This is a genomic window from Devosia sp. 919, from assembly GCF_013185965.1.
In the GTDB taxonomy this organism is placed as follows: Bacteria; Pseudomonadota; Alphaproteobacteria; order Rhizobiales; family Devosiaceae; genus Devosia.
In genome coordinates, this window is sequence record NZ_JABAOL010000001.1 from 1353000 (window position 1) to 1376665 (window position 23666).

Consider the following 23666-nt stretch of genomic DNA (forward strand, 5'->3'; position numbering starts at 1 on the left):
AATACTTAGCCCGTAGTCCGACGATTCACGACGCTGCAGCGGGGTGGATCACGGCCATGATGTGGATGTCGATCTCCTGGTTGTCGATCATGGCCCCCAACCGCCGCGTGCCCTCCAGGGCAAAGCCGTGCTTTCGATAAAGGGCGATGGCCCCGCTATTGTTGGCGAACACCTCGAGTTCCACCCGGCGAAAGCGCCTTGATTGCGCGGTTTCGAGCGTGGCAGCGAGCAGCCGGGAGCCAATGCCCTGGCCGCGGAACTGCGTTACGAGGCCCATCCCCAGCACGCCGGAATGCTCAAATACGGGTTTGCTCTGCCGGCAAATGTCACACCAGCCAATGATTTGAGAACCCGCCAAGGCGACGAACTGTGGATTGCCGTTTTTGATGTTGCCGGCAACAAAGCTCGCTGTGCTCTCGATCGGCGGTGCCTGATGCGAGGACAAAAAGCGCCGCTCCCGGGCCACGCTGTCAAGAGCAGCGTAGAAGCCGTCGAAATCACTCATTGCGATAGGCCTGATCTCGACCTTCCTGCTGCCCATCAGTCGCTCTTGTTGTTCTTAATTTCCGTTCAGCTGGGGTAGAACGCAAGCAAGCGTACCCAAGGCGTATCCCCCAGCCTTGCCACGCTAAGCCGGCACGACTGCATTTCGTTTTTCCAGCCGGATCATGCACAAGGCAGCCATCAGCCCGAAGGCGCAAAGAGCGCTGGCAAACAGGAAAACGCTGCCGCTGCCGGAGGCGTAGAGCTGCCCGCCCACAAGGATAAAGACGCTGCCGAGGAGCCCCCCTGCTGCCGCATAGGAGCCGGTAGCGCTGGCAAGAAAGTGCGGGGCAACATGTCGGCGCATATAGGCGGCGACGCCAACTTGGGTAAGGCCCAGGGTCGCGCCTTGCAGTAACTGCATCAACAGGGTGGGCAAGATGTCGGTCGAGTAGCCGAAGGTACCCCAGCGCAACACGCCGGCAAGACACCCGATGCTGATGATCATGCCGGGCGTCAGCCGCGTCGTGATGCGGCTGGCAAATGCGAAGGCAATGATTTCGGCGGCGACGCCGATGGTCCAGAACATGCCGATCTCGAAGGTCGAATACCCAGCGCCCAGCCAGCGAAACGTGCTGTAAGCATAAAACAGGCCATGGCAGGCCTGGGAAATGGCGGCACTGCCGATAAGGAGCAGGAAGCTGCGGTTGCGCAAGGCCTTGGCAATCGCCGCAGTCGAGATCGGTCCGATCGCTGCACCATCCCCGCGGCCGGGGAGGGCGCTTGAAAGCCCGGCCTGCAGTGCAAGAACCAGGATGAGCACGAGGACAATGACGGTGGGGCTCGACCAGTCGACCAGATAGCCGCAAAGCAGGGTCGTGACCACGACCGACGCCGAGCCCCAGGCTCGCACCCGGCCAAATTCCAGCCGGTATGTGGCAAGGTTGGCAATCAGGATCGACTCGCTGAGGGGAATGAGTGGCGCGCTGACGAACCGGAGGATGAGGTAAACGCCGGCCACGATGAGAGGGCCATTGGCGGCCAGCAAAGCGGCGGAGGCTAGCGTGGCGAGCACGACGAGGCCGAACAGGATCGCCTTGTTGCTCCGGGTGCGATCGGCCACACCGCCAACCACGGGATTGACCACGACGGCCAGCGCCGAGGCAAGCGCGAGGCAGACCCCGATCTCTTGTACCGAAAGGCCGCCTGATTTCAGCCAAAGCGGCATGAAGGTGATGCCGATCGCCACCTGCGCATAAAGCGCAAAATAATACGCGTTGAACGCCATGCCCGAAACTGCCCACCCCGCTGCCACGTCAACGCGCTTGCCAGAGGCAACACCTTGTTGTCCCCCAACGGAGCGCGTCCTCCCCCCGGGCAGTCCGCCACTAGCCTTAGGCTGAGCGCCGCGCGATTTCCAGAAGCATCCAGCGGTTGGCACGCGCAAACGCATTACCTCCGTCGGGTGTTGCCGGATGGCCAGAGAGCGACGCCACTCTGGAGCCCCTAGGTGACGACAGTTTGCTGGCGGCGCGCAGTCAGGCGCCTTCAGTTTGTCCATGCAGCAGCTTCTGGATCTCCGCCATGGTGGCTGCCGGCAGCGGTCCTTTTTCAAGCGCCCCCAGGTTGTCGCGCACCTGCTCTTCCGTCTTGAAGCCGGGAATAGGGAAGGTGTTAGCTGACCTCGCCAGGTTCCACCCCAACGTGCCCTGGGCCAAGGTCCGGCCGCCCTGGGTGAGCAGGTCCCGCAGCGCTTCGATGCGGCTCAACACTTGTGGGGTCGGTACCCCGTTTTCGAAGTGCCGCACCCAGGGATGGCCCGCGCCGCGGACATCGGTAGCATCCATCCGGCTGGCAGAGTTGAACTTGCCCGACAGCAGGCCCATGGCCAAGGGCGACCTGTTCAAGCTGGCCAGTCCGGCTTCCGCGCAGAGCGACAGCATGGCAGGCCCGTCGTGCAGGATGTTGAGTTCCTGTTGCACACCGGCAAAGTTGGGGAACTTCAGCATGCGGCGGGCCGCCGCGGCATCATCCGTGCTCCAGCCCCAGGCTCGGATCTGCCCTTTTTCAACCAGGCGCTCCAAAGCCTCGCCGGCCTGCTCCGCCTCCTGATCGCCAAGTGTACCGGGATGAATCTGGTAAAAATCGATCACATCGGTCTTCAGTCGCTTGAGCGATTGCGCCACGGCCCAATGGATATAGCGCGAACTTACATCTACGGCGCCTAAAGCGCGGCGCTCGGCGTCATAGGTGAAGCCGAACTTGGTCGCGATCACGGCCTGGTCGCGGCGACCTTGCAGTGCGGCGCCCAGCACTTCCTCGCTATGGCCGGTGCCATAGGCATCGGCGCTGTCAAAGAGATTGGCGCCAAGCTCGAGTGCGAGGTGGATGGCGCGAACGGACTGGCTGTCGTCAACGGCGCCCCAGCCGTCGCTACGGCCATCAAGCGTGAACTCGCCCCCGATAGCCCAGCAGCCGAGGCCGACCGCGCCGACCTTCCAGCCCGTGCGCCCAAAAATACGTGTGGTTGTCATGCCGACCCCCTAGTGAGTGTGGTGAGCAACAAATTGGTTGAGCGACCCTCGCTCGGCACCAAGATCGGCGAGCAGCCAATCGTCAAGGAGCGCCAGCTTGCGCCGGGCAATCTGTTGCTTTCTCCAGTTTTTGATCTTGCAAAGAAGTCGTCCAAACATCCAAGCCTCCGATCATGTTGCGAAGCGGTTGATGTTGCAGTTTTGCGGTGATGCGCAGCCCTGACGCGCTCTGTAGCGCCGGCTACGGCTGTGTTTATTGCGCGTCTTCCCGGGGATCGGCTACGATCGACGCTGCAAAGGGCTTTGCAGGATTGAAAAATGGACCTGTCCTGGGACGGATTACGACTGTTCCTCGATGTTGCCCGCTTGGGCGGGCTGACGGCCGCCACGAGCAAGACTGGCGTATCTGCGGCAACCCTGGGACGCCGGATCACGGCGCTGGAGCGGCAGGTCGGCGAGCGGCTTTTCGTGCGCTCCCAGACCGGCTATCGCCTGACGCCGGTTGGGGAAGAGCTCCTGGTGCGGGCCGAAGAGGTTGAAGCATCCATGCTCGCGCTCAAGCGCTGGAAGGATGGGGCCATCGGGGAACGGGTGGTGCAGGTTTCGGCGGGACCATGGACCTCCGCTTTTCTTGGTCGGCAGATCGGCCGGGTATGGACAGCCACGGATCGCTTCGGGCTTGAACTGGTGACCGCCAACCAGAAGGTCGATATTGGTCGGCGCCATGCCGATCTGGGCATCCGCAACCAGCGCCCCACCGAGCAATGGTTGGTGGGGCGACTGATCGGCAAGGTGGCATATGGGCTTTATGCCAGGCCAGAACTCGTCAGCGGGGTTGCGGCCGGTTACTTTGTCGGCGTGGCCGGGGAAGCCAGCCAGACCCATTCTGCCCGATGGCTGCATGCCCGTCACGGCGACCGCATTGCCGTGCGCGGCAATGATGCCTTGAGCGTGCTCGAACTCGTGGCCGCAGGCGCCGGCATTTCCGTGTTCCCCTGCTTCGTCGGTGACAGCGATCCGCGGCTTGCGCGCCTAGCGGAGGCTATCCCCGAACTCGAAACCGAACAGTGGCTCGTGGCCCATCACGAGGAGCGCCACAGCTTTGCCGTGCGTACCGTCAGCGAGCGCATTGCGGCGCTGATGCGCGAGCACGGCGCCTTGTTCCGTGGCCAGCAGAGCCGGACCAATTGAATGGCATAAAGGTCAAGTCGACGACTGCCGCCCAAGATAGGCGGCGTACCAGTGCTTGAAATCCTCTTGCTCGGCGTATTGTGGGTAGGTCTGGGCGATCTCCGCGACAATCCTGCTAGGGGACGGTGGCGCGCAGCGCGATGATCTCGGGGCTGCGGGGCAGCCGGAAGCAGGAGTGATCGTGGTGACTGCCGACGGCGAGGGAGCCGATTGGCTTGCCGTCGGCACCGCTGATGATCGACCACATCCAGCGTTGCTGATGGGTTTCGTCCGCATTGCCCCATTCCCGGCTGCGCTGGAAGCTTCCCGGCAATCGGGGTATTGCCTTGAGGCCAGCTTCGCGCAGGGCGGCGTGCACAGGGCGGAACAGCTCGGCATTGAGCGTGCCATAGGCAAGATCGCCGACTTCTTCGAATTGCTGCTGGAACTCCTGCAGCCGCACGGGCAAGATGCGGGCAAGTTCAAGGTCGACCATCGCCTGGGCGCGCTGGGCGAGGGCGTGAATGTCAGTGCCGGCCTCGTCCGTCAGCAATGGAACCCGCGCCGGTACTAGGGTTGAGCTTTGCTGCGCAACGATTTCCACCAACAATCTTGCCGCTCGGGCAGCGCCATTGCTGTCAATGGTGCTGGCCAGTGCCCGGGCCCGGGTGGCGGTTTCGGGTTGGAGCCCTGTGTTGAGGGCGACGCAAAGGGACTCCATTGTTGGTGCGGCACCAGGATGCGCTACGCCAATCCCGAGCCGCTCGATCTGTCGTGCCCAAAACGGTTGGTCAGCGCCTTGGGGCACGATCACCTGCGGGGCACCCGCCCGTGCAGCGGTGGTGGTGGTGCCGGCGCCGCCATGATGGACCACGACGGCAACACGCCTGAAAAGTGCCTGTTGGTTGACCTCACCGACGAGAAAACAGTCGCTTTGTTGGTCGGGCAGCGTGAGCCCAGCCCAGCCCCGCGCCAGAACTGCGCGGCGCCCATGGGCGCGGATAGCGGTTACCGCGGTTTGGACCAAGCGGTCGGCATTGGGCGCCGCTATGCTGCCATAGCCAAAATAAACGGGCGGAGTGCCAGCGTTCAAAAAGGCCTCCAGTTCGGGTGGCAGCGGGCGCGTGTCGGGCAGGATCCAGGCCCCGGTCTGCTCCGGTGCACAAAGATCGGTTGGCTCCCAGGGGCAGAGCGCCGCCTCCGAAGCCAGGAGCGGGCGCGTCGTAAAGACATGCTGGCGAATATCGGTCACTGTCGGCAGGCCCATGGCGATCCGTTGTCGGTTGATCGTGCCGCCGAAAAGGGCGTTCATCACCTCGAGGTTGTGGTTCCACAGTGCGCGGTGGTCGGTCTCTCCCGTTGGGCGGGAATGACCGGGATAGGAAAGTGGCGGGTGGTGCTCGGATGGCAGGTACATCGGGCAGAACGATGCGTGCATAAAGGGCAGGCCGCGCTTTTCGGCCACGCACTGAGCCGCGCCAACCGAAGGCATAAGACCGGTCGCGAGGATTGCATCGCAGCCGGCGGCTGCCGCGTCGATGGTCCGGCACTGGGCGGCGATCATCCTCATCCCGTAACCCGGGATATCGCTGGGAAATCGTTGAGCGAGCGCAATCCACTCTCGCACGCGCATGAAGGCGGGGACCAACTCAACGCCGGCACGTTCGGCAAGCTCCACAAACTCCTGGTCGCCCGGAGCGGACAGCACCGCTTCCACACCGACCGCCTCGAGCGCGACTGCAAGCGCCACAATAGGTTCGACGTCACCCCGCGACCATAGGTCGACAAAAGTACCCGCATCGATGCACTCCCTTTGCTTGGATACGGCAAGGGTTTTACGGCAGGTCCCTAGGCTTGAAGCAAGCCGCTTGTGATCTACATATCGAAGTGGGCAAGGGGTTGAGACCGATGTGTGTACCGAGGCCCAACTTAGCACGCCGAGGATCGACGTTCAGCCGGCCGCGGCAAACCCCAGTCGCCAAATGGCTGGCGCCGCCAGGGATACACCTGATAGCAGCAGCAGCGAGAACGCCACGCGGCGCAGCGTGAGGACCGCAAATGGCGGCGGCCAGCGTTTTGCGGCATAGGTGGTGGCGGTAACCACGGGCGCCGCCAACAGCGCCCACCAACTTGCCTCATAGGGGAAGCTGCCGGTCAACCCCACCAAGGACAGCCGGAACAAGGCGTTGACGCCAAAGATCAGCACCAAGGTGTCCCTGATGGCGGCCGCTGGCAGGGGTTGGCGATAGAAGTGATAGATCAAGGGCGGTCCGGCCGTGGAGAACATCCCGCCCAGAAAGCCGCCCAATGCACCCACCAGGACGAACGAACCCGAAGAAGATCGGTTGGGCAGCGGATGCGGCTGCAGGATCAACTGGATGCTGGCACCAACGATGACGGCGCCCAGCAGCAGGCGTAGTCCGTCCAGATTGGCGTCCGCAAGCCATTCGAGCATGAAATAACCCAGCACCACCAAAAGGAGGCTGGCGCCAATGGCGAGGCGAAACTCGCTCCAGGCCACGTTACGCCAGCCTCGGGCCAACACCTGAGTTGCATTGACCACCGTGAGGATGCTCACGATCACCGCGGCTTCGGGCAGGGGCAGCAGCCCGAGAATGCCGATACCGCCCATCATCAACAGGCCAAAGGCAAAGCCCGTCAGCGTCTGCACATAAGCGGCAGCGCCGGCAAGGACCAAGAGCATGGCGACATTCAACGGGTCCATTACCAGCCTGCAAACAGAATCAACGCCCGGGATAATAGCTGCATTCCCCGGGCGTGGCGCCGTGAGGCGGCAAATCAACGACTGACCGCTGCTCTCTGGACTTCGTTCTGCGCAACTGGGACGGCGAAGCGCCAGGCATTGTCAGCCAGATAATCGACGAGCCGCCGGCCCGGTCGCCCGGTGAGTTGGCTGAAATCGTCAGTGACCTGGCTGAAATGACCCGCGCGAGTAGCAGTAAAGATCGGCAGCATCTGTTCAACCAGAGCTGGCGCCAGTTTCATGCGCCCCGACTCGCGCTTGAACTGCGCCTCGTCGACACCCTCGTAGGTGACGGTGCGGCCGCTGATCGCGGAAAGCGCCGCTGCGGCTTCGGCATAGCCCAGGCTGTCGGGGCCAGTCAGGTTGAAAGCCCGCCCATCCGCAACTGCCTGGGTCAAAGCGACAGCGGCAGCTTCGGCGATGTCGCGCGCATCAATCAAGCTGGTCGTGGCATCGCCCGCGGGAAGCGCAAGCCGGCCAAGCTCCATGATGCCGGGGTGCCAGCGCCCGTGGAAATTGTCGAGGAACCAGTTTGGGCGCAGGATCGCGTAGGGCGCGCCTGAGCTTTCGATCTGCCGCTCCAGTTGCCGCAGCGGAATGGCGTCATTGGCATCCACCCCCAGAGCTGATTGCAACACCAACTTAATGCCGCGCCGCGCTGCGGCCTCGACGAAGGGGCCAAGCAGTAAATGTGGTTCGGCCGAGGTCGGAACGACGAGGTAAGCCGCATCGGTGCCGGCAAGCGCCGCTTCAAAAGTCGGGGCCTGACTATAGTCCAGCAGCACTGTGTTGGCGTCACCTCCTCGCCTTGTGCCGATTTTGACGCTGTGCCCGGCGATCAGCAGCCGATTGGCCAGGTGCTGCCCAACTGTGCCGGCTCCGGCCGCAACAAGTATGGTCTTGAACATCACGTTCTCCTTTCTAACCAGGAGAAAGATGGCGCGCCCTGAGAGGACAAGCCATGTGAGACGATCTCCCGTTTCTTGCAGATCGTCTTGAAAAGGTGCAGGAGAGCGGCATGAATGTGCTTGATCAATGGATCCGCATGTACGCCCGCAGCCGGATGACCCTCGTCCGCAGCCGGGTGGTTGAGCCTTGGGGCTTCCGGCTCGATCCGGGGGCAATGATCGCCTTTCACCTCGTCTGGCAGGGGACCGCTTGGCTTCGCCGGGCTGGCGAAGCGCCACTCCGGCTGGAAGAGGGTGATCTGGTGGTCCTGAGTGATGGAAAGGCCCACGATCTCGTGGCCAGCCCCAAGGGCGAGGCGCCCCCCGTCAGCCAGTTCGTGCAACAAGGATTTGATGTCACCAGCCAGTCTCCTGACGCGGTGATCTTTTGCGGGCGCTTCCAGGTGGATGGCACGCGGCGGCTGGGACAATCGGCGCTACCGCCCTGCATTCACCTGCCCGCCGCCGAGCTCCGCAAGGACAATGGCATTTTGCCGATCGTGCTGCTGCTGGCCGAGGAACTGGAGCACCAGGGCTTGGGCAATGAAAGCCTGGTGGAAAGTCTTGCCGACAGCCTGCTGGTTTACGTGCTGCGCCGTGCAGCCGAGCGCGCCGGGCATTCCGCCGGATGGTTGCCGGCAATGAAGGATCCCAACCTTGCCAAGGTGTTCCGGGCGATCCATGCCGATCCCGCCGCCAAATGGACTGTCGAGGGCATGGCGAAGGTGGCGGGGCTGTCGCGCGCTGCCTTTGCCAGACGATTCCATGACCGGGCGGGAGAGCCGCCATTGACCTATCTCAAAGGTTGGAGACTGACTCTGGCCGCCAGAAAGCTCGCCAGTGGCCCCACTTCGGTAGGGTCACTAGCGAGCGAAGCCGGCTACGCCTCGGAGGCGGCTTTCACGCGGGCGTTCAAGGACTATCACGGCCTCGCGCCCCGAGCTTATCTGCAGACGCTCCAAAGTGGCGCGCGCTTGCCTGATGGACAAGCAATCCAGGAACTGCGTCAAGCATCGCAAAGCGCCTGATCCAAGATCAACTCCGCCAATGCAGACATGTGCTTGCATTTGCCGGCAATGCTGCCCTATGCTGGCTTTATCCACAGGGGTGCTCCGTATGGTCGGGGCTGAGATGAGGGCGGCAAGCCTTCGGACCCTATAGCTGATCTGGGTAATACCAGCGGAGCGAGGCGGGCCATGTTCTCAGGCGCACAGATTTCCCTTTATCCAATGACCGGCGACTTTGTCGGCGTGATCATGAACGCGCTGGGTGCGCTCGATCCCTATCGTGAACGCTTGCGCATCGAGACCGATGACATCTCGACCTTGTTGGTCGGTCCGCCCGAAGTGCTGTTTCCCGCCATGCGCGATCTGTTCAGTGCCGCCGCGCGCGCCGGCACCCATTGCGTGCTTTCGGCGACGATCTCGCGCGGCTGCCCGGGCGAGCCCGATGATGCCATCTGCCAGTCCCATTTGTTCGAAGGGCCCGTTGCGCCTCTTGAGGAGCGGCGCGCCAGCGCGCTTGCGGCAGTGCAAGATGCGCCCGACATCGGCGTCTTCGGGGTGGCCCAATTGTCTCTCTATGTGATGGGACAGGGCCATCACATGGACGAAATCTATGGCTGCATCGACTTTCTCAAACAGTCGGGCACCTTCGAAAAGTCCAAGCATTTCGCCACCAAGCTCAATGGCGACACCGGTGCGCTATTCGCCACGATCGAGCAGGCCTTTTGCCGGTTTGGACCGCCCGAGGGACATGTCACTATCGACCTGACCGTGTCGGCCAACAGCCCTAGCGCGCGCTGAGCGGAAGGTCTGGCATGGCGCAGTTGTTCTCCTTCGGGCGACTTGTCGCCCGGTTTCTCAGTTACGCAGGGCCCGCCGTGTTTTCGGTGGTGACCCTGATCCTGGCCTGGGAAGCTTATGTGCAGCTTTCGGGCATCTCCCCAACGGCGTTGCCGGCGCCATCCCGCATTATCGTCCAAGGCTACCAGAACCGGGACGCGCTGGCCGGGCACACATTAGCGACCTTGCAGGCCACCATTTTGGGTTTCGGCTGCTCGCTCTGCGCCGCATTGCTGTTTTCGGTCGTGGTGGACTTCTTTCGCCCGGTACGGCGGGCGTTGTTTCCGGTGTTCATCATCACCCAGACCCTGCCGCTGGTCGCCATCGCGCCGCTCATCGTGCTCTGGTTCGGCTTCGGGCTGACGCCCAAGATCGTGCTCGTGGCACTGGTGACCTTTTTCCCCATGCTGGTGGCGCTGGTGCAGGGCTATGACTCCACCGACCGCGATATCGAGGGGCTGTTGGCGTCCATGGGAGCCTCGCGGTGGCGCCGGTTCAGGATGGCGCGGCTGCCTTCGGCCTTGCCTTATTACTTTGCCGGGCTGCGCATTTCCATCACCTATGCCGTAGTCGGGGCGATCTTTGCCGAATATGCCGGGGCGGTCCGGGGCTTGGGCATCTATATTCTCAATGCCAAGAACAATTTTCGCCCCGACCTGGTGCTGGCCGCCGTCGTCGTCAGCGCGACGCTGACCCTGCTCCTGTTTGGCGCTACCGTCTTGGTGCAGCGGCTGACGATGCCCTGGACCCGCTTGGCGCAGAGGCGCCCATGACCACGCCCAGGCTTGAACTGCGCAACTTGGGCAAGAGCTTTGGCGATTCCGAAGTTCTGGCCGACATCAACTTGAGCGTTGGAGCAGGAGAGTTCGTTTCGATCCTCGGCCCTTCCGGCGCTGGTAAATCCACCATCCTACAGCTGCTGACCGGAGCGGTGTCCACTGATGGTGGGGAAATGCTGTTTGATGGGGCGCCACTCGCCCCAAAGAGCCACCCCTTTGCCTTCATGCCGCAACGCGATGCGCTGATGCCGTGGCGGCGGATCATCGACAATGCCACGCTTGGCCTTGAGGTGGCGGGCATGACGCGCAAGGCGGCGCGGGCGGCGGTCCAGCCGCTGTTTGCTGAGTTTGGTTTGGCCGGATTTGAAAACCATTACCCCGCGCAGCTTTCCGGCGGCATGCGGCAGCGTGCAGCGCTGCTGCGCACAGTGGTGCAGCATAAATCCATGCTGCTGCTCGACGAGCCTTTCGGAGCCCTGGATGCCCTGACCCGCACGCGAATGCAGCGCTGGCTGGCTGGGATGTGGACGCGCCATCGCTGGACCGTGTTGCTGATCACCCACGATGTCCGCGAAGCGGTGCTGTTGTCCGACCGGATCTACCTGTTGTCGCCGCGCCCAGCGCAGATCGTGCGCCGCATCGACGTGCCGCTTGAGCATCCGCGACCCCCAGCAGGGTCGGCGGTCATCGCCCAAATCGAAGCCGATATCCTGCAGACCTTGTTTGAACCGGAGGAATAATCATGCCGCTTTCGCGCCTGCTGCTGATCCTTGGCCTTGCCGCCGCCCTCGCCAGTCCACCCGCACTGGCCCAGCCGGTGCCGGTGACCATGGCGCTGGACTGGACGCCCAACACCAACCATGTCGGCCTGTTTGTTGCCCAAGCCAAGGGCTTTTATGAGGATGCGGGGGTCGCAGTTGAGATCCTGCCTTATTCCGACACTTCCGCTGGCACGCTCGTGGCCAATGGGGTGGCAGATTTCGGTATTCTTGGCTCCATCGGCCTGTTCACCCAGCGCACGGCCGGGGTCGATCTGGTCGCGACTTATGCACTGGTGCAGACCGAAACGGGGCGCCTGGTGTTCAACGGCGACCGGCAGGATATCCAAAGCCCCAAGGACCTTGACGGCAAGACTTATGCCGGCTTTGGCAGCGACTGGGAGAGTGCCCTGATTGGCACGATCATCCGCGCCGATGGCGGCCGGGGGGAATTCGAGACGGTCACCCTGGGCACTTCGGCCTATGAAGCGCTGGCCAACGGCGCGGTGGATTTTACCCTTGAAGTTTATACCTGGGAAGGCGTCAAGGCGGAGCGAGACGGGCGCCCACAACGTGCCTTCCGCTATGCCGATTGGGGCGTGCCCGACCAGCACACCAACTTCATCGGCACCACCGGCGCCTTTTTGGCTGAGCACCCGGACACTGCCAAGGCGTTCCTTGGCGCGAGCCAGCGCGGTTACGCCTATGCCGTCGCCCATCCCGACGAGGCGACCGATATTCTGGTCGCAGCCAATAGCGACGCGCTGCTGGACCGGGACTTTGTGCGCGCATCGCTGCAGGCGCTGATCGATGGGCACTACCTGCGGGCCGAGATTGGGGCCGTGGGCGTCATCAATCCCGCCAAGATGGAGGCGATGGGCACGTTCCTGTTTGAAGCCGGCATCCTCAAGGACGGCGACGGCAATCCTCTGGCCGCCAAGCCTGACTTCTCCGGCTACTATACCAGCGCCTATGTGGAAGCCGCGCCGTGACACCAAGGCGGCGCATGGGGCTCAACGCGGTGATCTATGGGCTGGGGAGTCATGAAGCAGGCTGGCGCATGCCTGAAAGCAATGCGCTGGCCTCGACTGATCTGGGCTATTGGACCGACATCGCTCGTCGGGCTGAAGCGGGTGGGTTCGATGCTTTGTTTCTGGGCGATGTACTGGCGCTGCAGCAAAGCGCCGACCGGCACCTCTCGGACGCGATGGACCCCTTCATCATCCTTTCGGCGCTGGCGGCAGTGACGGAGCGGATTGGGCTAATCGGTACGGCCTCGACCAGCTTTGATCATCCCTTTCATCTCGCCCGCCGCTTTGCTTCGCTCGATCACCTCAGCGGTGGCCGGGCGGGCTGGAATGTCGTCACCTCCTCCAATGCGCTTGAGGCCCACAATTTCGGGCTCGACGCCATGCCTGAACATGGCGAGCGCTATGCGCGGGCCGCAGATGTCACCGCGGCTGTGCTGGCACTTTGGAGTTCCTGGCAGGCCGATGCCCGGATCGCGGACAAGCAGGCGGGCCGCTATCTTGATCTCGCAAAGGTTCGGACAGTAGATCATCACGGTCAGTTCGTGCGAACCCGCGGGCCGCTGAACGTGCCGCGCTCGCCGCAGGGCCGCCCTTTGCTGGCGCAGGCCGGCGCCTCTGAGGCCGGGCGTGATTTCGCGGCGCGCTATGCCGATCTGGTGTTCACGGTTCAGGCCGATCTTGCCGAGGCGCAACTGTTTTATCGCGACATGAAGGCAAGGGCTTCCCGCCACGGCCGGCCACCGGAAAGCCTGCTGATTTACCCTGGCATCGTGCCTATTGCTGCCCCGACGCGGGCGCAGGCGGAAGAGCGCTTGGTGCAGTTGAATGGGTTCATGGTGCCTGAGCACGCGCTGGCCAAGCTCTCCGAGTTCCTGGGCACCGACTTGTCTGCGGCACAGCTGGATGACCCCCTGCCTCCTTTTGTCGGGGCAGGGGCTCCCAGCCAGTCGAGCCAAAGCCGCGTGGCTGTTTTGGTTGGCATCGCCAAACGGGAGGGGCTCAGCCTGCGGCAGTTGCTGATGCGTCTTGCCAGCGGTCGAGGGCATCTGCTGGCGGTCGGAACGGGCGCCGAGATCGCGGCGACCATGCAAGAATGGTTCGACCAAGGGGCCGCGGACGGGTTCAACGTGATGGCACCGTTGATGCCGGCCGATCTGCAGAGCTTTGTGGATCTGGTGATACCAGAGCTCACCGCATCGGGCCTGTTTAACGCAAGCGGGGAAACGCTGCTGCGGCAGCGCGTCCAACTCGGTCCGGCATAGGTCAGTCCACGGCCTGCCGGTGCAGGCTCTTGGTGTAGAGCCGGTACATCGACAACGTTCCGGCGGCTTCAAGGTAAACCTTGGCCCGCAGGTCCCGCAATTGCCCGCCGCGTTGCAGCACCAGTCCCAGCGCCAGCCGCGCTGCTTCCTCGGGAGTCGCGGCGACCTGAATAAACTCTTCCGGTGCGCCTTCTGTCGGGGCGCAATCTACGACGCGATATTTCTTACTCAAACCCAGCACTCAGACGCATATCGGCGGCTCCCTTCGAATTGACCATTGCTGTTGGGACTGTCACCGAGGACCTGCTGACGAGCGCAAGGAAGCAACTTCCTGTTTGAGCCGTTCGATCTCCTGCTGGGCAGCTTCAAGCTGCCGCTCCAGGTCAGCGATCCTTATATCTGCCAGCTGGAGTTCGCTTTGCTCGGGCACCAGCTCACCATTGGGTACATCCTTGATCTTGTCGCTCATACCAGCTTTTCTTCGCACTTGGTGATTGCCGCTAGTCTAGCCCGTCCTATCCTCCCGGGACAATGGCATGGCGACCCTTATCGCCGCGCCGAAGCCGGGTTGTGGAGAATGGATGCGAGCAGATGGCCGAGGGCGACTGAAAACTGCTGCATAGCGCGCATTGTCCCATTGCGGAACCGTGGCGAGATCGAGGCGTTGGCCATTAGCATGGGTAAACTAGAGGGGAACTAATGGCAGCGCGACCGTCGCCACCGGCCGGAACTTTGCGTTTTGGTGGACAATGTTGGTGGCTGCCGCCTTGGTGATATTCGGGCTGCCTATCTTGGGGGGCGGCGCATGGCTGATCACGCTTGGGGGGGCGTGGTACTATCTGCTGGCTGGTGCTGGCCTGCTGGCGACCGCCTATTTCCTGTTCAGGCGTGAGTTTACGGCGGTCTGGATTTACGGGTTGACTTATCTGGGCACTGTCGCTTGGGCCTTGTGGGAAGCTGGTCTAGATGGATGGGCCCAGGTGCCGCGATTGGTGGCGCCGACGGTCGTTCTGGTTCTGGTGCTGACGACTATTCGGTCGCTGCGGCGCCCCGAAGGCGCCTCCCGCTCCACACTGGCGGGCACAGCAGCCGGGATCGCCGCTTTGGTGGCATGCATCGGCGTGGCGGGCAATCTTGGGCCAGACCTGCACGCTCAGGAAGTGCCGCCCTCCGACGCCGCCACACCGGGCAGCCCCGAGCCGGCAGCGCCACCACCCGCCCCCGTTGAAGCGGCCCCGGTGGGGCCCACGCCCGAGGCGTCCCCGGCTGAAGCGTCCGAACCGGCGCTGGCGACGCCGGTTGCGCCGCGCTATGTGACGCTGGAAACCGGGGTCGATTGGCCCGCTTATGGCGGCACGCATCGCGCTGCGCGCTATTCCCCGCTCGACCAGATCACCGGCGACAATGTTGGCCAGCTCGAGCAAATCTGGGAGTTCCGCACCGGCGATCTGCCCGAGAACGACGAGCCGTTCGGCAACCAGAACACGCCGGTCAAGGTCGGCAATCGGCTTTACCTCTGTTCGGCGCTCAACAAGATCAGCGCCCTCGATGCCGCGACCGGCGCCGAGTTCTGGACCTATGATCCGCAGACCCCGGTAGATGCCATCGGCTATAATGCTTCCTGTCGGGGCCTGGTTTATTTCGAGGATCCCGCCGCCGACCCCAATGCGCTGTGCGCCAGCCGGGTGGTCAACCTGACCCATGATGCGCGCATGATCGCGCTCGACACCCAAACTGGCCAGCCTTGCGACAAATTCGGCAATGCGGGCATAGTCAATCTGCTCGAAGGCATTGGTGACACTGCGCCCGGCTTTTACGCCCCGACTTCGCCCCCGACCCTGGTGCGCGACGTGCTGGTGGTCGGCAGCCAGGTGAGTGACGGGCAAACCCGCGAAGCGCCCTCCGGCGTGATCCGTGGCTACGACGCTAGGACGGGGGAACTCAAATGGGCCTGGGACATGGGGCGCCCCGACCAGAAGGGGCTGCCCCCCGAAGGCGAGATCTACACACCGGGCACGCCCAATATGTGGACCATCGCGTCAGGCGATGACGAGCTGGGGCTGGTTTACATGCCCATGGGCAATTCCGCTGTGGATTACTGGGGCAGCGACCGCTCGGACGCGGAGAACACCTATTCCACCGCCATCGTAGCGCTGGATGTGGAAACGGGCGACGTCGCCTGGCACCACCAGACCGTGCACTACGATGTCTGGGATTACGATCTGGGCGGGCAGGGGACGCTGGTGGACTTCCCCACGCCCGATGGTCCGGTCCCGGCTATCATCATGCCCTCCAAGCAGGCGCAGTTCTATATCCTCGATCGCGCTACCGGCGAGCCCCTGGTCAATATCGAGGAGCGCCCGGCACCACAGGGTGGCGTCGAGCCCGAGCGGCTCTCGCCCACCCAGCCCTATGTCACCGACTTCCCCAATCTGCTCAAGGCAGACCTGACCGAAGCCGATATGTGGGGAACGACGCCCCTTGACCAATTGTGGTGCCGCATCCAGTTCCGCCAGGCGTCCTATGAAGGTGTCTATACCCCGCCGACGGTGGATCGGCCCTGGATTCAGTTCCCCGGCTATAATGGTGGGGTGGATTGGGGCGGGGTTGCCGTTGATCCGGTCAATGGCATCATGATCACCAACTACAACAACATGCCCAACTACAATCAGCTGGTGCCGCGCGAAGAGGTGAATGCCGCCGGGGTGTTGCCGATCACCGATCCCAACTACGATCCCGATGCTGGTGGTGGCTCGCATGGCAGCCTCAGCCCGCAGGCGCAGACGCCTTATGGCATTCGCGTCAATGCCGGCTGGCGCGTGCCATTTACCGGGATGCTGTGCAAGCAGCCCCCTTATGGCGGGATCGCGGCCATCGACCTCAACACCCGCGAAGTGCTGTGGGACCGCCCCTTCGGCTCGGCGCGCAAGAATGGCCCATTTGGCATCCCCTCCATGTTGCCGCTCGAGATCGGCACGCCCAATAATGGCGGTGGCGTGGTGACGGCTTCGGGGCTGTTCTTCATTGCCGCGACCACCGACGACCTGCTGCGCGCCATCGACATTGAAACGGGCGAGGAGCTTTGGCAGGTAGCGCTGCCCGCTGGCGGGCAGGCGACCCCGATGACCTATGAGGCGGAGGGCCGGCAGATCATCGTGATCAATGCCGGGGGGCACGACTTCATGGAAACCCCGATCGGCGACTATTTCATCGCCTATGCCTTGCCGCAGGCTGCAATCTAAGCGGGGCAAAGGAGCCTAGCTGTTGCTGGCATGGTCCCGGCGGCCCGACCAAGCTGTATAGCGTCACAACCAGGAAAACGATGATCCCAGCGTCAACCTTTGCCTTCGATATGAGCTTTTGCGGACCACCGCCGACGCTTGCCACCCTCTGGGGCCGCTGGAATCTGGACCCCGTCCTTTTGATCGCCCTGGTGCTGGCGGGCCTCGTCGCCGCGCTCGCTTTGCGGTCGGCGTCCCGGCAGCGCCAACTGGCAGCGGGCGCGAGTTGGGCCCTGGTGGCAACGCTTTTCGTGTCGCCTTTATGCGCGCTGACCGTGGCGCTGTTCTCGGCCCGCGTGGGGCACCACATCCTCCTCACCATGGTGGTGGCGCCCTTGTTGGCGCTGGCGCTGCCGCCTGAGTGGGGGCGGCGGGTGAAGCTTTTCCCGGCGCTGCTGGTCTCGACCGTGGCGCTCTGGCTCTGGCATGCGCCCGATTTCTATGCTGCGGCGTTCACCCATCCTGCGATTTATTGGGCCATGCAGGTGAGTTTGCTGTTGGCTTTCACCTGGCTGTGGCTGGGCATGCTGCGGGCCGACAATGCCATGGCCGCCGGGCTGACGGCGCTGTCCGGCGCCATCCAGATGGGCTTTCTGGGTGCGCTGCTGGTGTTTGCCTCCGGCCCGCTCTACCTGCCGCATCTGGCCACGACCCTCGCCTTTGGCTTTTCGCCGATCGAGGACCAGCAATTGGGTGGGCTCATCATGTGGGTGCCTGCCAATCTGCCGCTGCTGGGCGTTGTGATCTGGCGACTGGTTGATGCGCTGCGGCCGGAACGCCGTCCGGCGGTGCAATGACCTGGGGTTTTGTCGTCGCCTGGCTCAAATTCATCCATGTCGGGGGGATCGCGCTCTGGTCGGCGGGGCTCCTGGCACTGCCGTTCCTTTACCGGCAGCGGCGGGGGCTGGAAGACGATGCGCTCCATCGGTTGCACGCCTTTACGCGCTTTTTGTACGTCAAGCTGGTGTCGCCCGGAGCTTTCGTAGCCATTGCTTCGGGAACTGCGCTGATCCTGATGCAGGGCACCTACCAGAACTGGTTTTCGGCCAAGCTGGTCGGGGTCGCAGTGCTGACAGGCATCCACATCTTTTCGGGTTTGGTGATCCTGCGCATTTTCGAGCGCAACGGCCACTATCCCACGGCGCGCTTCATGGTGATCGTGCCCCTGACCCTCACAGTTGTCTGCGCAATTCTGGCGCTTGTGCTGGGCAAGCCACGCCTGCAATGGCCGCAAGGCCTGCAGGCGTTTTTCGCCCCCGGCGCCCTTTCCGAAATGGTCGGCCCCTTTATTGCCGGGTGGATATGATGAGGCCAACCCCATGATCGAACACCAGCTTGCCGCCATGCCAGCTTGCAAAAGCGGTGGCCATGCTCGCGAGCACCGACAGCATCAGGCCGTTAGGCAGGATCTGTTCGGGGTAGAAAATGCGCAGGCCCGCATTGGCGCCGGCAATGGCGACCAGGACCATGGCGGCAACCGCATGGTTCCAGCTGGCAACGCGCACCCGAATGCCGGGAACCGCCAGCAGTTCAGCCGTGCCGGCAAGCGCCGCCAGGACGCCGAAGGCAAAGGCGGCGGAAGCCGACCAGGTGCCGACCTGCACCCAGAACGGATCAGCGCCCCACCAGTAGAAGATATCGATGCCCAAGGTCGCGATAATGAACGCGATGGGAAAGTGCACCATCATCGCGTGGATGGGATGGCCAGCCACGGCAATGGCCGAGCCGATATCCTTGTCGGCAATGGAGCGAATATAGGGATTGGGGTGATCGGAGCGGGCTTCGGCCGGGGTTTCTTCCCGCTGGGCTTCCTGCTCTTCTTCGCTCGCTTGGCTCACCGCAGAGTTCCCTTGTTAAAGAGGCTGTTACTGGTGGCAACGCCAGCATTGCTGGCGGGTTGCAGCGGCGATTTGTCGGCGCTGGATCCGGCGGGGCCGCGCGCTGCCAATCTTGCCACACTGTGGTGGGTGATGCTGATCGGCGCGGCGGTGCTGTTCGGGCTCGTCATGGCCCTGTTCGCGCTGGCTTATCGGCGTCCAACCTGGATCACGCGGGTCACGCCGGCGCAATGGATCGTGGGCGGCGGCCTCCTGCTGCCAATTCCCATCCTGATCGTGCTGACTGGCACCGCGCTGGTGCTCGGCGAGCAATTGCTGCCCAAGGGCGAGGCCCCGGTGCGGGTCGAGGGACGGGCGCAGCAATGGAGCTGGTACTTCACCCATCCCGAGAGCGCCCTTGCGCCCAGCGAGATCCTGCATATCCCCGCTGGAGAGCCGGTCGACATCGCCGTGACCTCCCTGGATGTTATCCATTCGCTCTGGGTGCCGCGGCTTGGGGGCAAAATCGACGCCATTCCCGGTAAGGTCAATGTCATCCGCCTCCAGGCCGATGAGCCCGGTGTCTATTGGGGACAATGCGCCGAATATTGTGGCGAGGGCCATGACGGCATGCGCTTCCGGGTGGAAGCGCATGAGCCAGAGGCATTTGCCGCCCTGCTGGAAGGGCGCGCGCCATGAACCATCATCAGCAGCAGAACCATCGGCATCAGCTCTCGCCCATCGCCCTCCATAAGGCCCTGGAGCGCATCTGGGGCACGCCACCTGGTTGGGGGCGCCTGTCCAGCGTCAACCACACTGTGTTGGGCAAGCGGTTCATGGTCGTGGCGCTGACCTTCTTCGCCATTGGCGGCCTCTTGTCCATGCTGATCCGCGCTCAGTTGGCGACGCCCAACAGCGCCTTTGTGGGCCCGGAAATCTACAATCAGATTTTCACCATGCATGGCACGGTGATGATGTTCCTGTTCGCCATTCCCATGTTCGAGGGCTTTGCGCTTTACATGCTGCCCAAGATGCTGGGGGCGCGGGACATGGCGTTTCCGCGCCTTACCGCCTATGGCTTCTGGTGCTACCTGTTTGGCGGCTCGATCCTGATCATCGCCATGTTGCTGGGTGTGGCGCCCGATAGCGGCTGGTTCATGTATACCCCGCTCTCCTCGCGCCCCTATACGCCCGGGATCAATGCCGATGTCTGGCTGCTTGGCATCACCTTTGTCGAAATATCGGCGGTCACCGCTGCCATCGAGATGTTCGTTTCCATCCTCAAGATGCGCGCGCCCGGCATGTCGCTGGCGCGGATGCCGCTCTTTGGCTGGTATATGCTGGTGACGTCGGGGATGATGATCATCGGCTTTCCCCCGCTGATCCTGGGCTCGATCCTGCTCGAACTCGAACGCGCCTTCGACCTGCCGTTCTTTGATCCCACCCGCGGGGGCGATCCGCTGCTCTGGCAGCACCTGTTCTGGCTCTTCGGCCATCCCGAAGTCTACATCATCTTCCTGCCCGCTGCCGGGGCGCTTTCGACCATCATCCCGGTCTTTGCGCAGCGCCCAATCCTGGGCTACCGCGCCATCATCGCCGGCATTGTGGCCATGGCGTTCCTGAGCTTCGGGCTGTGGGTGCATCACATGTATACGGTGGGCATTCCCCATCTGGCGCTAGCCTTCTTTTCGGCCGCAAGCGCGCTGGTCGCGGTGCCAACGGCGATCCAGATTTTTGCCTGGATCGGCACGCTGGCCTCGGGCAAACCGCGCTGGGACGTGCCCATGCTTTATGTGGGCGGGTTCTTCTTCGTCTTCGTGATCGGCGGGCTGACGGGGGTCATGCTGGCCATGGTGCCGTTCAACACCCAGGCCCATGACAGCTATTTTGTGGTGGCGCATCTCCACTATGTGCTCGTGGGCGGCTTTGTGTTCCCCATGCTGGCCGCGCTGTACCACTGGCTGCCCCATTTGACCGGGCGGAAGAGCCTCTATGGGCTTTCGGTGCCCGCCTTCTGGCTGATCCTGATCGGCTTCAATCTCACCTTTTTCCTGATGCACCTGACGGGACTGATGGGCATGCCGCGGCGCATCTCGACCTATCCCTCCAACTGGGGCTGGGATTGGCTGAACCTGCTGTCCTCGATCGGGGGCTTTATCCTCACCAGTGGCTTCATGCTGGTGCTGGCCGACCTCGTGCTGCAGTTCCGCTTCGGCAAGCGGTTCCGGCGTGACCCGTGGTCGGCACAAACGCTGGAATGGGCGACGCCGACGCCACCGCCAAGCTATAACTTTGCCTCGCTCCCGCAGATCGACCGGCGCGCGGACCTGCTCGAACCGGCAGCGATCGCGCCAAAGCTGGCCGGTGGCCATGGCTATCTCGGTTTCGTGCGCAATGACCATATGGAGACGCTGGGCGTCGATATCGTCACTGGCGCGGCCGAGCATGTGATGGTGCTGCCGCACCGATCCTTCCTGCCGCTCTGGACGGCGCTGGCGACCGGTAGCTTTTTCCTCGCGCTTCTGTTCGGGCAATATTGGCTGGCGCCGATCAGCGCGCTGCTGGTGGTCGGGCTGTTCCTTGTCTGGCCGATGAGCCTGGGGAAGAAGCGCGATCACGGCCCGGTCGAGATCGGCATGAACGAGGCCGCGCCGTTCGACAGCGAAGTGGCAGCCAATGTCACCGTGCTCGCCAATGCCACCGGCCTTGTGACCAATGGGACCCTGTTTGCCTCCTTGCTGTTTGGCGGCCTGTTTCTTCTGGTGGTGGCGCAGAATTGGGAGGCGGTTCCACCACTCGCGCTATCGCCCTTGCTGCTTGGGCTGGCGGGTGCGAGCGCCCTTTTGGCGGCAGGACTGGCCTTTGCCGCGCAACGCCGTAACCAGGCGGGCCGCAGTCCGGTCCCACTGCAGGGCGGCGCCGTTGCACTGCAACTTCTGGCCGCGGCGGCCCTCCTTGCCCTCATGGTTGGGGTGGGGGACGCAACCCTTCATGCCCGTTCGGCCGTGGTATTTGCCACGCTGGGCTATTGCGCACTCCATTGTGGCATCGCCGCGCTCATTGCCGGACACGCGATCTGGCGGCATGTGCAGGGCTTTGTCTCCGCGCGTCGGCAGACCGATCCCAACCTGGCGCTTCTCTGGAACCTTTATGCGGGCCTTGCCGTGGTGCCCGGGGTCGGGCTTGCCCTCCTGCTTGCAGGTGCCGCATGAGCGCTTCCAACCGCCTCGCCCTGGTCCACCTTGTTTCCGGCTTTGTCGTCTGGTCGCTTGGCTTTGTGCTGCTCTATGGGCTTCAGGCGCTGGGCTGCGCCTATGGCTGGAGCCAGCACCGCTTGTGGCTGATATCAGCCTTTGTTGCCGTGCTGGTGCCGCTGGCCTGGCTGGCTTGGCGGCCCCGCCGCACCGGGCCGGAAGCGTCTAGTCTAGCAACGGCCGCGCTTTGGGCTAATCGGGCCGCGCTCGGGGCGGCAATATTGGTGTTCCTGCCCGTCACTTTCGCCTCCACCTGCATTTGAGTTAAAGCCTGCGCAAAAATAACAGGCAGGCTGCTTGTTTTGTGTTCAACAGCATGCCGGGCTGGGCTAGAGCATTGCCCAGCTTTGTTTTGACTGTGAGGGGTCTCCAATGATCGTCGAGAAGCTGCAACCTGTGCTTGATCAAGTGCTGCTGCGCAATGCAGGAGAGCCCGAGTTCCACCAAGCCGTTCGCGAAGTGCTGGAAAGCCTCGGGCCCGTCATTGCCAAGCATCCCGATTATCTCGAGCACGCGCTCATCGAGCGCATCTGCGAGCCCGAGCGGCAGATCATCTTCCGCGTGCCGTGGGTGGACGACAAGGGGCAGGTCCAGATCAATCGCGGCTTCCGGGTGCAGTTCAACTCGGCGCTCGGGCCCTATAAGGGCGGGCTGCGCTTTCATCCCTCGGTCAATGTCGGGATCATCAAGTTCCTCGGCTTCGAGCAGACCTTCAAGAACGCGCTGACCGGGATGCCGATCGGTGGCGGCAAGGGCGGCTCCGATTTCAACCCGCGCGGGCGCTCGGATGGCGAGATCATGCGCTTCTGCCAGTCGTTCATGACCGAGCTTTATCGGCATCTGGGCGAATATACCGACGTGCCGGCCGGCGATATCGGCGTTGGCGGCCGCGAGATCGGCTATATGTTCGGGCAATACAAGCGGCTGACCAACCGCTATGAGGCAGGCGTGCTGACCGGCAAGGCGCTGTTCTACGGCGGCTCTCGCGCCCGCACGGAAGCGACTGGCTACGGCAACACCTATTTCATCCAGTCCATGCTCGCCACCAAGGGGCAGAGCTTTGACGGCAAGCGGGTGGTGATTTCCGGCTCCGGCAATGTCGCCATCTATAGCGTCGAAAAGGTGCAGTCCTTTGGCGGCAAGGTCGTCGCCATGTCGGACAGCTCCGGCTATGTCGTTGACGAGCAGGGGATCGATCTCGAACTGCTCAAGCAGGTCAAGGAAGTGCGCCGTGGCCGCATCTCCGATTACCTTCAGCTTAAGGGTTCGCAGAGCGGGGCTTATTTCGTGGGGGCCGAGAAGGGCTCGATTTGGGATGTGCCCTGCGATGTTGCCATGCCTTCGGCCACCCAGAACGAATTGACCGGCAAGGACGCACGGGCTCTCGTAAGCAATGGTGTGATCGCCGTGGGTGAGGGGGCAAACATGCCCACCACGCCTGAGGCGATCGGCGTCTTCCGGCGGGCCAATGTGATGTTTGCCCCGGGCAAGGCAGCGAATGCCGGAGGCGTCGCCACCTCGGCGCTCGAAATGCAGCAGAATGCCTCGCGCGACAGCTGGAGTTTTGAGCAGACCGAGGCTCGGCTGGCCGAGATCATGCGCGCCATTCACGACAATTGCGCCAGCACCGCCGAAGAGTTCGGCTCGCCGGGCGATTATGTGCTGGGCGCCAATATCGCCGGTTTCGTGCGCGTGGCCGAAGCCATGCGGGCGCTTGGCGTGGTTTAAGGCTGAGGGCCTTC

24 protein-coding genes and 1 riboswitch are annotated in these 23666 nt (G+C 63.2%); of the genes, 15 read left to right on the top strand and 9 right to left on the bottom strand.

Features of this window, described 5'->3' with window-relative positions:
- Positions 1 to 25: 25 nt before the first annotated feature.
- The 3 genes from HRQ64_RS06515 to HRQ64_RS06525 form a co-directional block, all read right to left on the bottom strand.
- On the bottom strand, positions 26 to 541 hold the full coding sequence (locus tag HRQ64_RS06515) for a GNAT family N-acetyltransferase (protein ID WP_172122665.1): 516 nt from the start codon (positions 539 to 541) through the stop codon (positions 26 to 28).
- 87 nt (positions 542 to 628) lie between these two features.
- Complete coding sequence (locus HRQ64_RS06520; RefSeq protein WP_172122666.1) at positions 629 to 1771, bottom strand: MFS transporter; 1143 nt, start codon at positions 1769 to 1771, stop codon at positions 629 to 631.
- 250 nt (positions 1772 to 2021) lie between these two features.
- The gene (locus tag HRQ64_RS06525; RefSeq protein ID WP_172122667.1) at positions 2022 to 3017 is read right to left on the bottom strand and encodes an aldo/keto reductase; all 996 of its coding nucleotides are present in this window, start codon (positions 3015 to 3017) and stop codon (positions 2022 to 2024) included.
- Positions 3018 to 3038: 21 nt separating this feature from the next.
- Between HRQ64_RS06525 and HRQ64_RS20105 the strand changes: the two genes are divergently transcribed.
- Together HRQ64_RS20105 and HRQ64_RS06535 are read left to right on the top strand one after the other, a co-directional pair.
- Positions 3039 to 3227, top strand: coding sequence for a hypothetical protein (locus HRQ64_RS20105; protein ID WP_248305244.1), 189 nt, complete (start codon positions 3039 to 3041; stop codon positions 3225 to 3227).
- Between the two features lie 108 nt (positions 3228 to 3335).
- Positions 3336 to 4208 carry a LysR family transcriptional regulator gene (locus tag HRQ64_RS06535; RefSeq protein ID WP_172122668.1) on the top strand — a complete coding sequence of 291 codons (873 nt, stop codon included), beginning with the start codon at positions 3336 to 3338 and terminating at the stop codon, positions 4206 to 4208.
- 115 nt (positions 4209 to 4323) lie between these two features.
- Here HRQ64_RS06535 and HRQ64_RS20455 read toward each other — a convergent pair whose 3' ends face one another.
- The 3 genes from HRQ64_RS20455 to HRQ64_RS06550 all read right to left on the bottom strand — a co-directional run bounded on the left by HRQ64_RS20455 (position 4324) and on the right by HRQ64_RS06550 (position 7859).
- The gene (locus HRQ64_RS20455; protein WP_210258517.1) at positions 4324 to 5937 is read right to left on the bottom strand and encodes a DUF6022 family protein; all 1614 of its coding nucleotides are present in this window, start codon (positions 5935 to 5937) and stop codon (positions 4324 to 4326) included.
- A 201-nt stretch (positions 5938 to 6138) separates the two neighbouring features.
- Positions 6139 to 6912, bottom strand: a complete 774-nt coding sequence (locus HRQ64_RS06545) for a TSUP family transporter (RefSeq protein WP_172122669.1) — start codon at positions 6910 to 6912, stop codon at positions 6139 to 6141.
- Positions 6913 to 6986: 74 nt separating this feature from the next.
- A complete protein-coding gene (locus HRQ64_RS06550) occupies positions 6987 to 7859 on the bottom strand; it encodes an NAD(P)H-binding protein (protein WP_172122670.1) in 873 nt (290 codons plus the stop codon).
- Positions 7860 to 7969: 110 nt separating this feature from the next.
- Between HRQ64_RS06550 and HRQ64_RS06555 the strand changes: the two genes are divergently transcribed.
- The 6 genes from HRQ64_RS06555 to HRQ64_RS06580 all read left to right on the top strand — a co-directional run bounded on the left by HRQ64_RS06555 (position 7970) and on the right by HRQ64_RS06580 (position 13572).
- Positions 7970 to 8926 (top strand): AraC family transcriptional regulator, encoded by a 957-nt coding sequence (locus HRQ64_RS06555; protein WP_172122671.1) that lies wholly within the window; start codon positions 7970 to 7972, stop codon positions 8924 to 8926.
- Positions 8927 to 8991: 65 nt separating this feature from the next.
- Positions 8992 to 9104: riboswitch (TPP riboswitch) on the top strand.
- Complete coding sequence (locus HRQ64_RS06560) at positions 9095 to 9703, top strand: YkoF family thiamine/hydroxymethylpyrimidine-binding protein (protein WP_172122672.1); 609 nt, start codon at positions 9095 to 9097, stop codon at positions 9701 to 9703. Its footprint overlaps the riboswitch before it by 10 nt.
- Before the next feature lie 14 nt (positions 9704 to 9717).
- Complete coding sequence (locus HRQ64_RS06565; RefSeq protein WP_172122673.1) at positions 9718 to 10515, top strand: ABC transporter permease; 798 nt, start codon at positions 9718 to 9720, stop codon at positions 10513 to 10515.
- Complete coding sequence (locus HRQ64_RS06570) at positions 10512 to 11261, top strand: ABC transporter ATP-binding protein (RefSeq protein WP_172122674.1); 750 nt, start codon at positions 10512 to 10514, stop codon at positions 11259 to 11261. Before HRQ64_RS06565 ends, HRQ64_RS06570 begins: the two co-directional genes overlap by 4 nt.
- A 2-nt stretch (positions 11262 to 11263) precedes the next feature.
- Positions 11264 to 12271 carry an ABC transporter substrate-binding protein gene (locus HRQ64_RS06575; RefSeq protein WP_172122675.1) on the top strand — a complete coding sequence of 336 codons (1008 nt, stop codon included), beginning with the start codon at positions 11264 to 11266 and terminating at the stop codon, positions 12269 to 12271.
- 14 nt (positions 12272 to 12285) lie between these two features.
- Entirely contained in the window at positions 12286 to 13572 is a 1287-nt protein-coding gene (locus tag HRQ64_RS06580) for an LLM class flavin-dependent oxidoreductase (protein ID WP_172122676.1), read from the top strand.
- A gap of 1 nt (position 13573) precedes the next feature.
- Here the strand turns inward: HRQ64_RS06580 and HRQ64_RS06585 are convergent, their stop codons facing one another.
- Positions 13574 to 13804, bottom strand: coding sequence for a hypothetical protein (locus HRQ64_RS06585; protein WP_172122677.1), 231 nt, complete (start codon positions 13802 to 13804; stop codon positions 13574 to 13576).
- Between the two features lie 60 nt (positions 13805 to 13864).
- The gene (locus HRQ64_RS06590) at positions 13865 to 14041 is read right to left on the bottom strand and encodes a hypothetical protein (protein WP_164854739.1); all 177 of its coding nucleotides are present in this window, start codon (positions 14039 to 14041) and stop codon (positions 13865 to 13867) included.
- A 280-nt stretch (positions 14042 to 14321) separates the two neighbouring features.
- On the opposite strand from HRQ64_RS06590, the gene HRQ64_RS06595 reads away from it, so the two are divergent.
- The 3 genes from HRQ64_RS06595 to HRQ64_RS06605 all read left to right on the top strand — a co-directional run bounded on the left by HRQ64_RS06595 (position 14322) and on the right by HRQ64_RS06605 (position 18159).
- Positions 14322 to 16814, top strand: coding sequence for a membrane-bound PQQ-dependent dehydrogenase, glucose/quinate/shikimate family (locus HRQ64_RS06595; protein WP_172122678.1), 2493 nt, complete (start codon positions 14322 to 14324; stop codon positions 16812 to 16814).
- An 80-nt stretch (positions 16815 to 16894) separates the two neighbouring features.
- A complete protein-coding gene (locus HRQ64_RS06600) occupies positions 16895 to 17650 on the top strand; it encodes a cytochrome c oxidase assembly protein (protein WP_248308195.1) in 756 nt (251 codons plus the stop codon).
- Positions 17647 to 18159, top strand: coding sequence for a CopD family protein (locus tag HRQ64_RS06605; protein ID WP_127752292.1), 513 nt, complete (start codon positions 17647 to 17649; stop codon positions 18157 to 18159). Before HRQ64_RS06600 ends, HRQ64_RS06605 begins: the two co-directional genes overlap by 4 nt.
- Here HRQ64_RS06605 and HRQ64_RS20115 read toward each other — a convergent pair.
- Positions 18140 to 18691, bottom strand: coding sequence for a DUF2231 domain-containing protein (locus HRQ64_RS20115; protein WP_349236679.1), 552 nt, complete (start codon positions 18689 to 18691; stop codon positions 18140 to 18142). The genes HRQ64_RS06605 and HRQ64_RS20115 overlap by 20 nt on opposite strands.
- Positions 18692 to 18724: 33 nt before the next feature.
- On the opposite strand from HRQ64_RS20115, the gene coxB reads away from it, so the two are divergent.
- The 4 genes from coxB to gdhA all read left to right on the top strand — a co-directional run bounded on the left by coxB (position 18725) and on the right by gdhA (position 23652).
- Positions 18725 to 19369 (top strand): cytochrome c oxidase subunit II, encoded by a 645-nt coding sequence (coxB, locus tag HRQ64_RS20120; protein WP_349236680.1) that lies wholly within the window; start codon positions 18725 to 18727, stop codon positions 19367 to 19369.
- Positions 19366 to 21882: a cytochrome c oxidase subunit I gene (ctaD, locus tag HRQ64_RS06615; RefSeq protein ID WP_172122680.1), complete on the top strand. Its 2517-nt coding sequence runs from the start codon at positions 19366 to 19368 to the stop codon at positions 21880 to 21882. The genes coxB and ctaD overlap by 4 nt, the downstream gene beginning before the upstream one ends.
- Positions 21879 to 22187 (top strand): hypothetical protein, encoded by a 309-nt coding sequence (locus HRQ64_RS06620; RefSeq protein ID WP_172122681.1) that lies wholly within the window; start codon positions 21879 to 21881, stop codon positions 22185 to 22187. Before ctaD ends, HRQ64_RS06620 begins: the two co-directional genes overlap by 4 nt.
- 109 nt (positions 22188 to 22296) lie before the next feature.
- Positions 22297 to 23652, top strand: coding sequence for an NADP-specific glutamate dehydrogenase (gdhA, locus tag HRQ64_RS06625; RefSeq protein ID WP_172122682.1), 1356 nt, complete (start codon positions 22297 to 22299; stop codon positions 23650 to 23652).
- Positions 23653 to 23666: the final 14 nt, after the last annotated feature.

Excerpts from the sequence above, each read along its gene's own strand:
- HRQ64_RS06545 (WP_172122669.1), bottom strand. The coding sequence starts at position 6,912 with ATGGACCCGTTGAATGTCGCCATGCTCTTGGTCCTTGCCGGCGCTGCC.
- HRQ64_RS06580 (WP_172122676.1), top strand. The coding sequence starts at position 12,286 with ATGGGGCTCAACGCGGTGATCTATGGGCTGGGGAGTCATGAAGCAGGC.
- ctaD (WP_172122680.1), top strand. The coding sequence starts at position 19,366 with ATGAACCATCATCAGCAGCAGAACCATCGGCATCAGCTCTCGCCCATC.
- HRQ64_RS06575 (WP_172122675.1), top strand. The coding sequence starts at position 11,264 with ATGCCGCTTTCGCGCCTGCTGCTGATCCTTGGCCTTGCCGCCGCCCTC.
- HRQ64_RS06550 (WP_172122670.1), bottom strand. The coding sequence starts at position 7,859 with ATGTTCAAGACCATACTTGTTGCGGCCGGAGCCGGCACAGTTGGGCAG.
- HRQ64_RS06590 (WP_164854739.1), bottom strand. The coding sequence starts at position 14,041 with ATGAGCGACAAGATCAAGGATGTACCCAATGGTGAGCTGGTGCCCGAG.
- HRQ64_RS06525 (WP_172122667.1), bottom strand. The coding sequence starts at position 3,017 with ATGACAACCACACGTATTTTTGGGCGCACGGGCTGGAAGGTCGGCGCG.
- HRQ64_RS06600 (WP_248308195.1), top strand. The coding sequence starts at position 16,895 with ATGATCCCAGCGTCAACCTTTGCCTTCGATATGAGCTTTTGCGGACCA.
- HRQ64_RS06560 (WP_172122672.1), top strand. The coding sequence starts at position 9,095 with ATGTTCTCAGGCGCACAGATTTCCCTTTATCCAATGACCGGCGACTTT.
- HRQ64_RS06595 (WP_172122678.1), top strand. The coding sequence starts at position 14,322 with ATGTTGGTGGCTGCCGCCTTGGTGATATTCGGGCTGCCTATCTTGGGG.
- HRQ64_RS06515 (WP_172122665.1), bottom strand. The coding sequence starts at position 541 with ATGGGCAGCAGGAAGGTCGAGATCAGGCCTATCGCAATGAGTGATTTC.
- HRQ64_RS06520 (WP_172122666.1), bottom strand. The coding sequence starts at position 1,771 with ATGGCGTTCAACGCGTATTATTTTGCGCTTTATGCGCAGGTGGCGATC.
- gdhA (WP_172122682.1), top strand. The coding sequence starts at position 22,297 with ATGATCGTCGAGAAGCTGCAACCTGTGCTTGATCAAGTGCTGCTGCGC.
- HRQ64_RS06605 (WP_127752292.1), top strand. The coding sequence starts at position 17,647 with ATGACCTGGGGTTTTGTCGTCGCCTGGCTCAAATTCATCCATGTCGGG.
- HRQ64_RS06620 (WP_172122681.1), top strand. The coding sequence starts at position 21,879 with ATGAGCGCTTCCAACCGCCTCGCCCTGGTCCACCTTGTTTCCGGCTTT.
- HRQ64_RS06565 (WP_172122673.1), top strand. The coding sequence starts at position 9,718 with ATGGCGCAGTTGTTCTCCTTCGGGCGACTTGTCGCCCGGTTTCTCAGT.
- HRQ64_RS06555 (WP_172122671.1), top strand. The coding sequence starts at position 7,970 with ATGAATGTGCTTGATCAATGGATCCGCATGTACGCCCGCAGCCGGATG.
- HRQ64_RS06535 (WP_172122668.1), top strand. The coding sequence starts at position 3,336 with ATGGACCTGTCCTGGGACGGATTACGACTGTTCCTCGATGTTGCCCGC.
- HRQ64_RS06570 (WP_172122674.1), top strand. The coding sequence starts at position 10,512 with ATGACCACGCCCAGGCTTGAACTGCGCAACTTGGGCAAGAGCTTTGGC.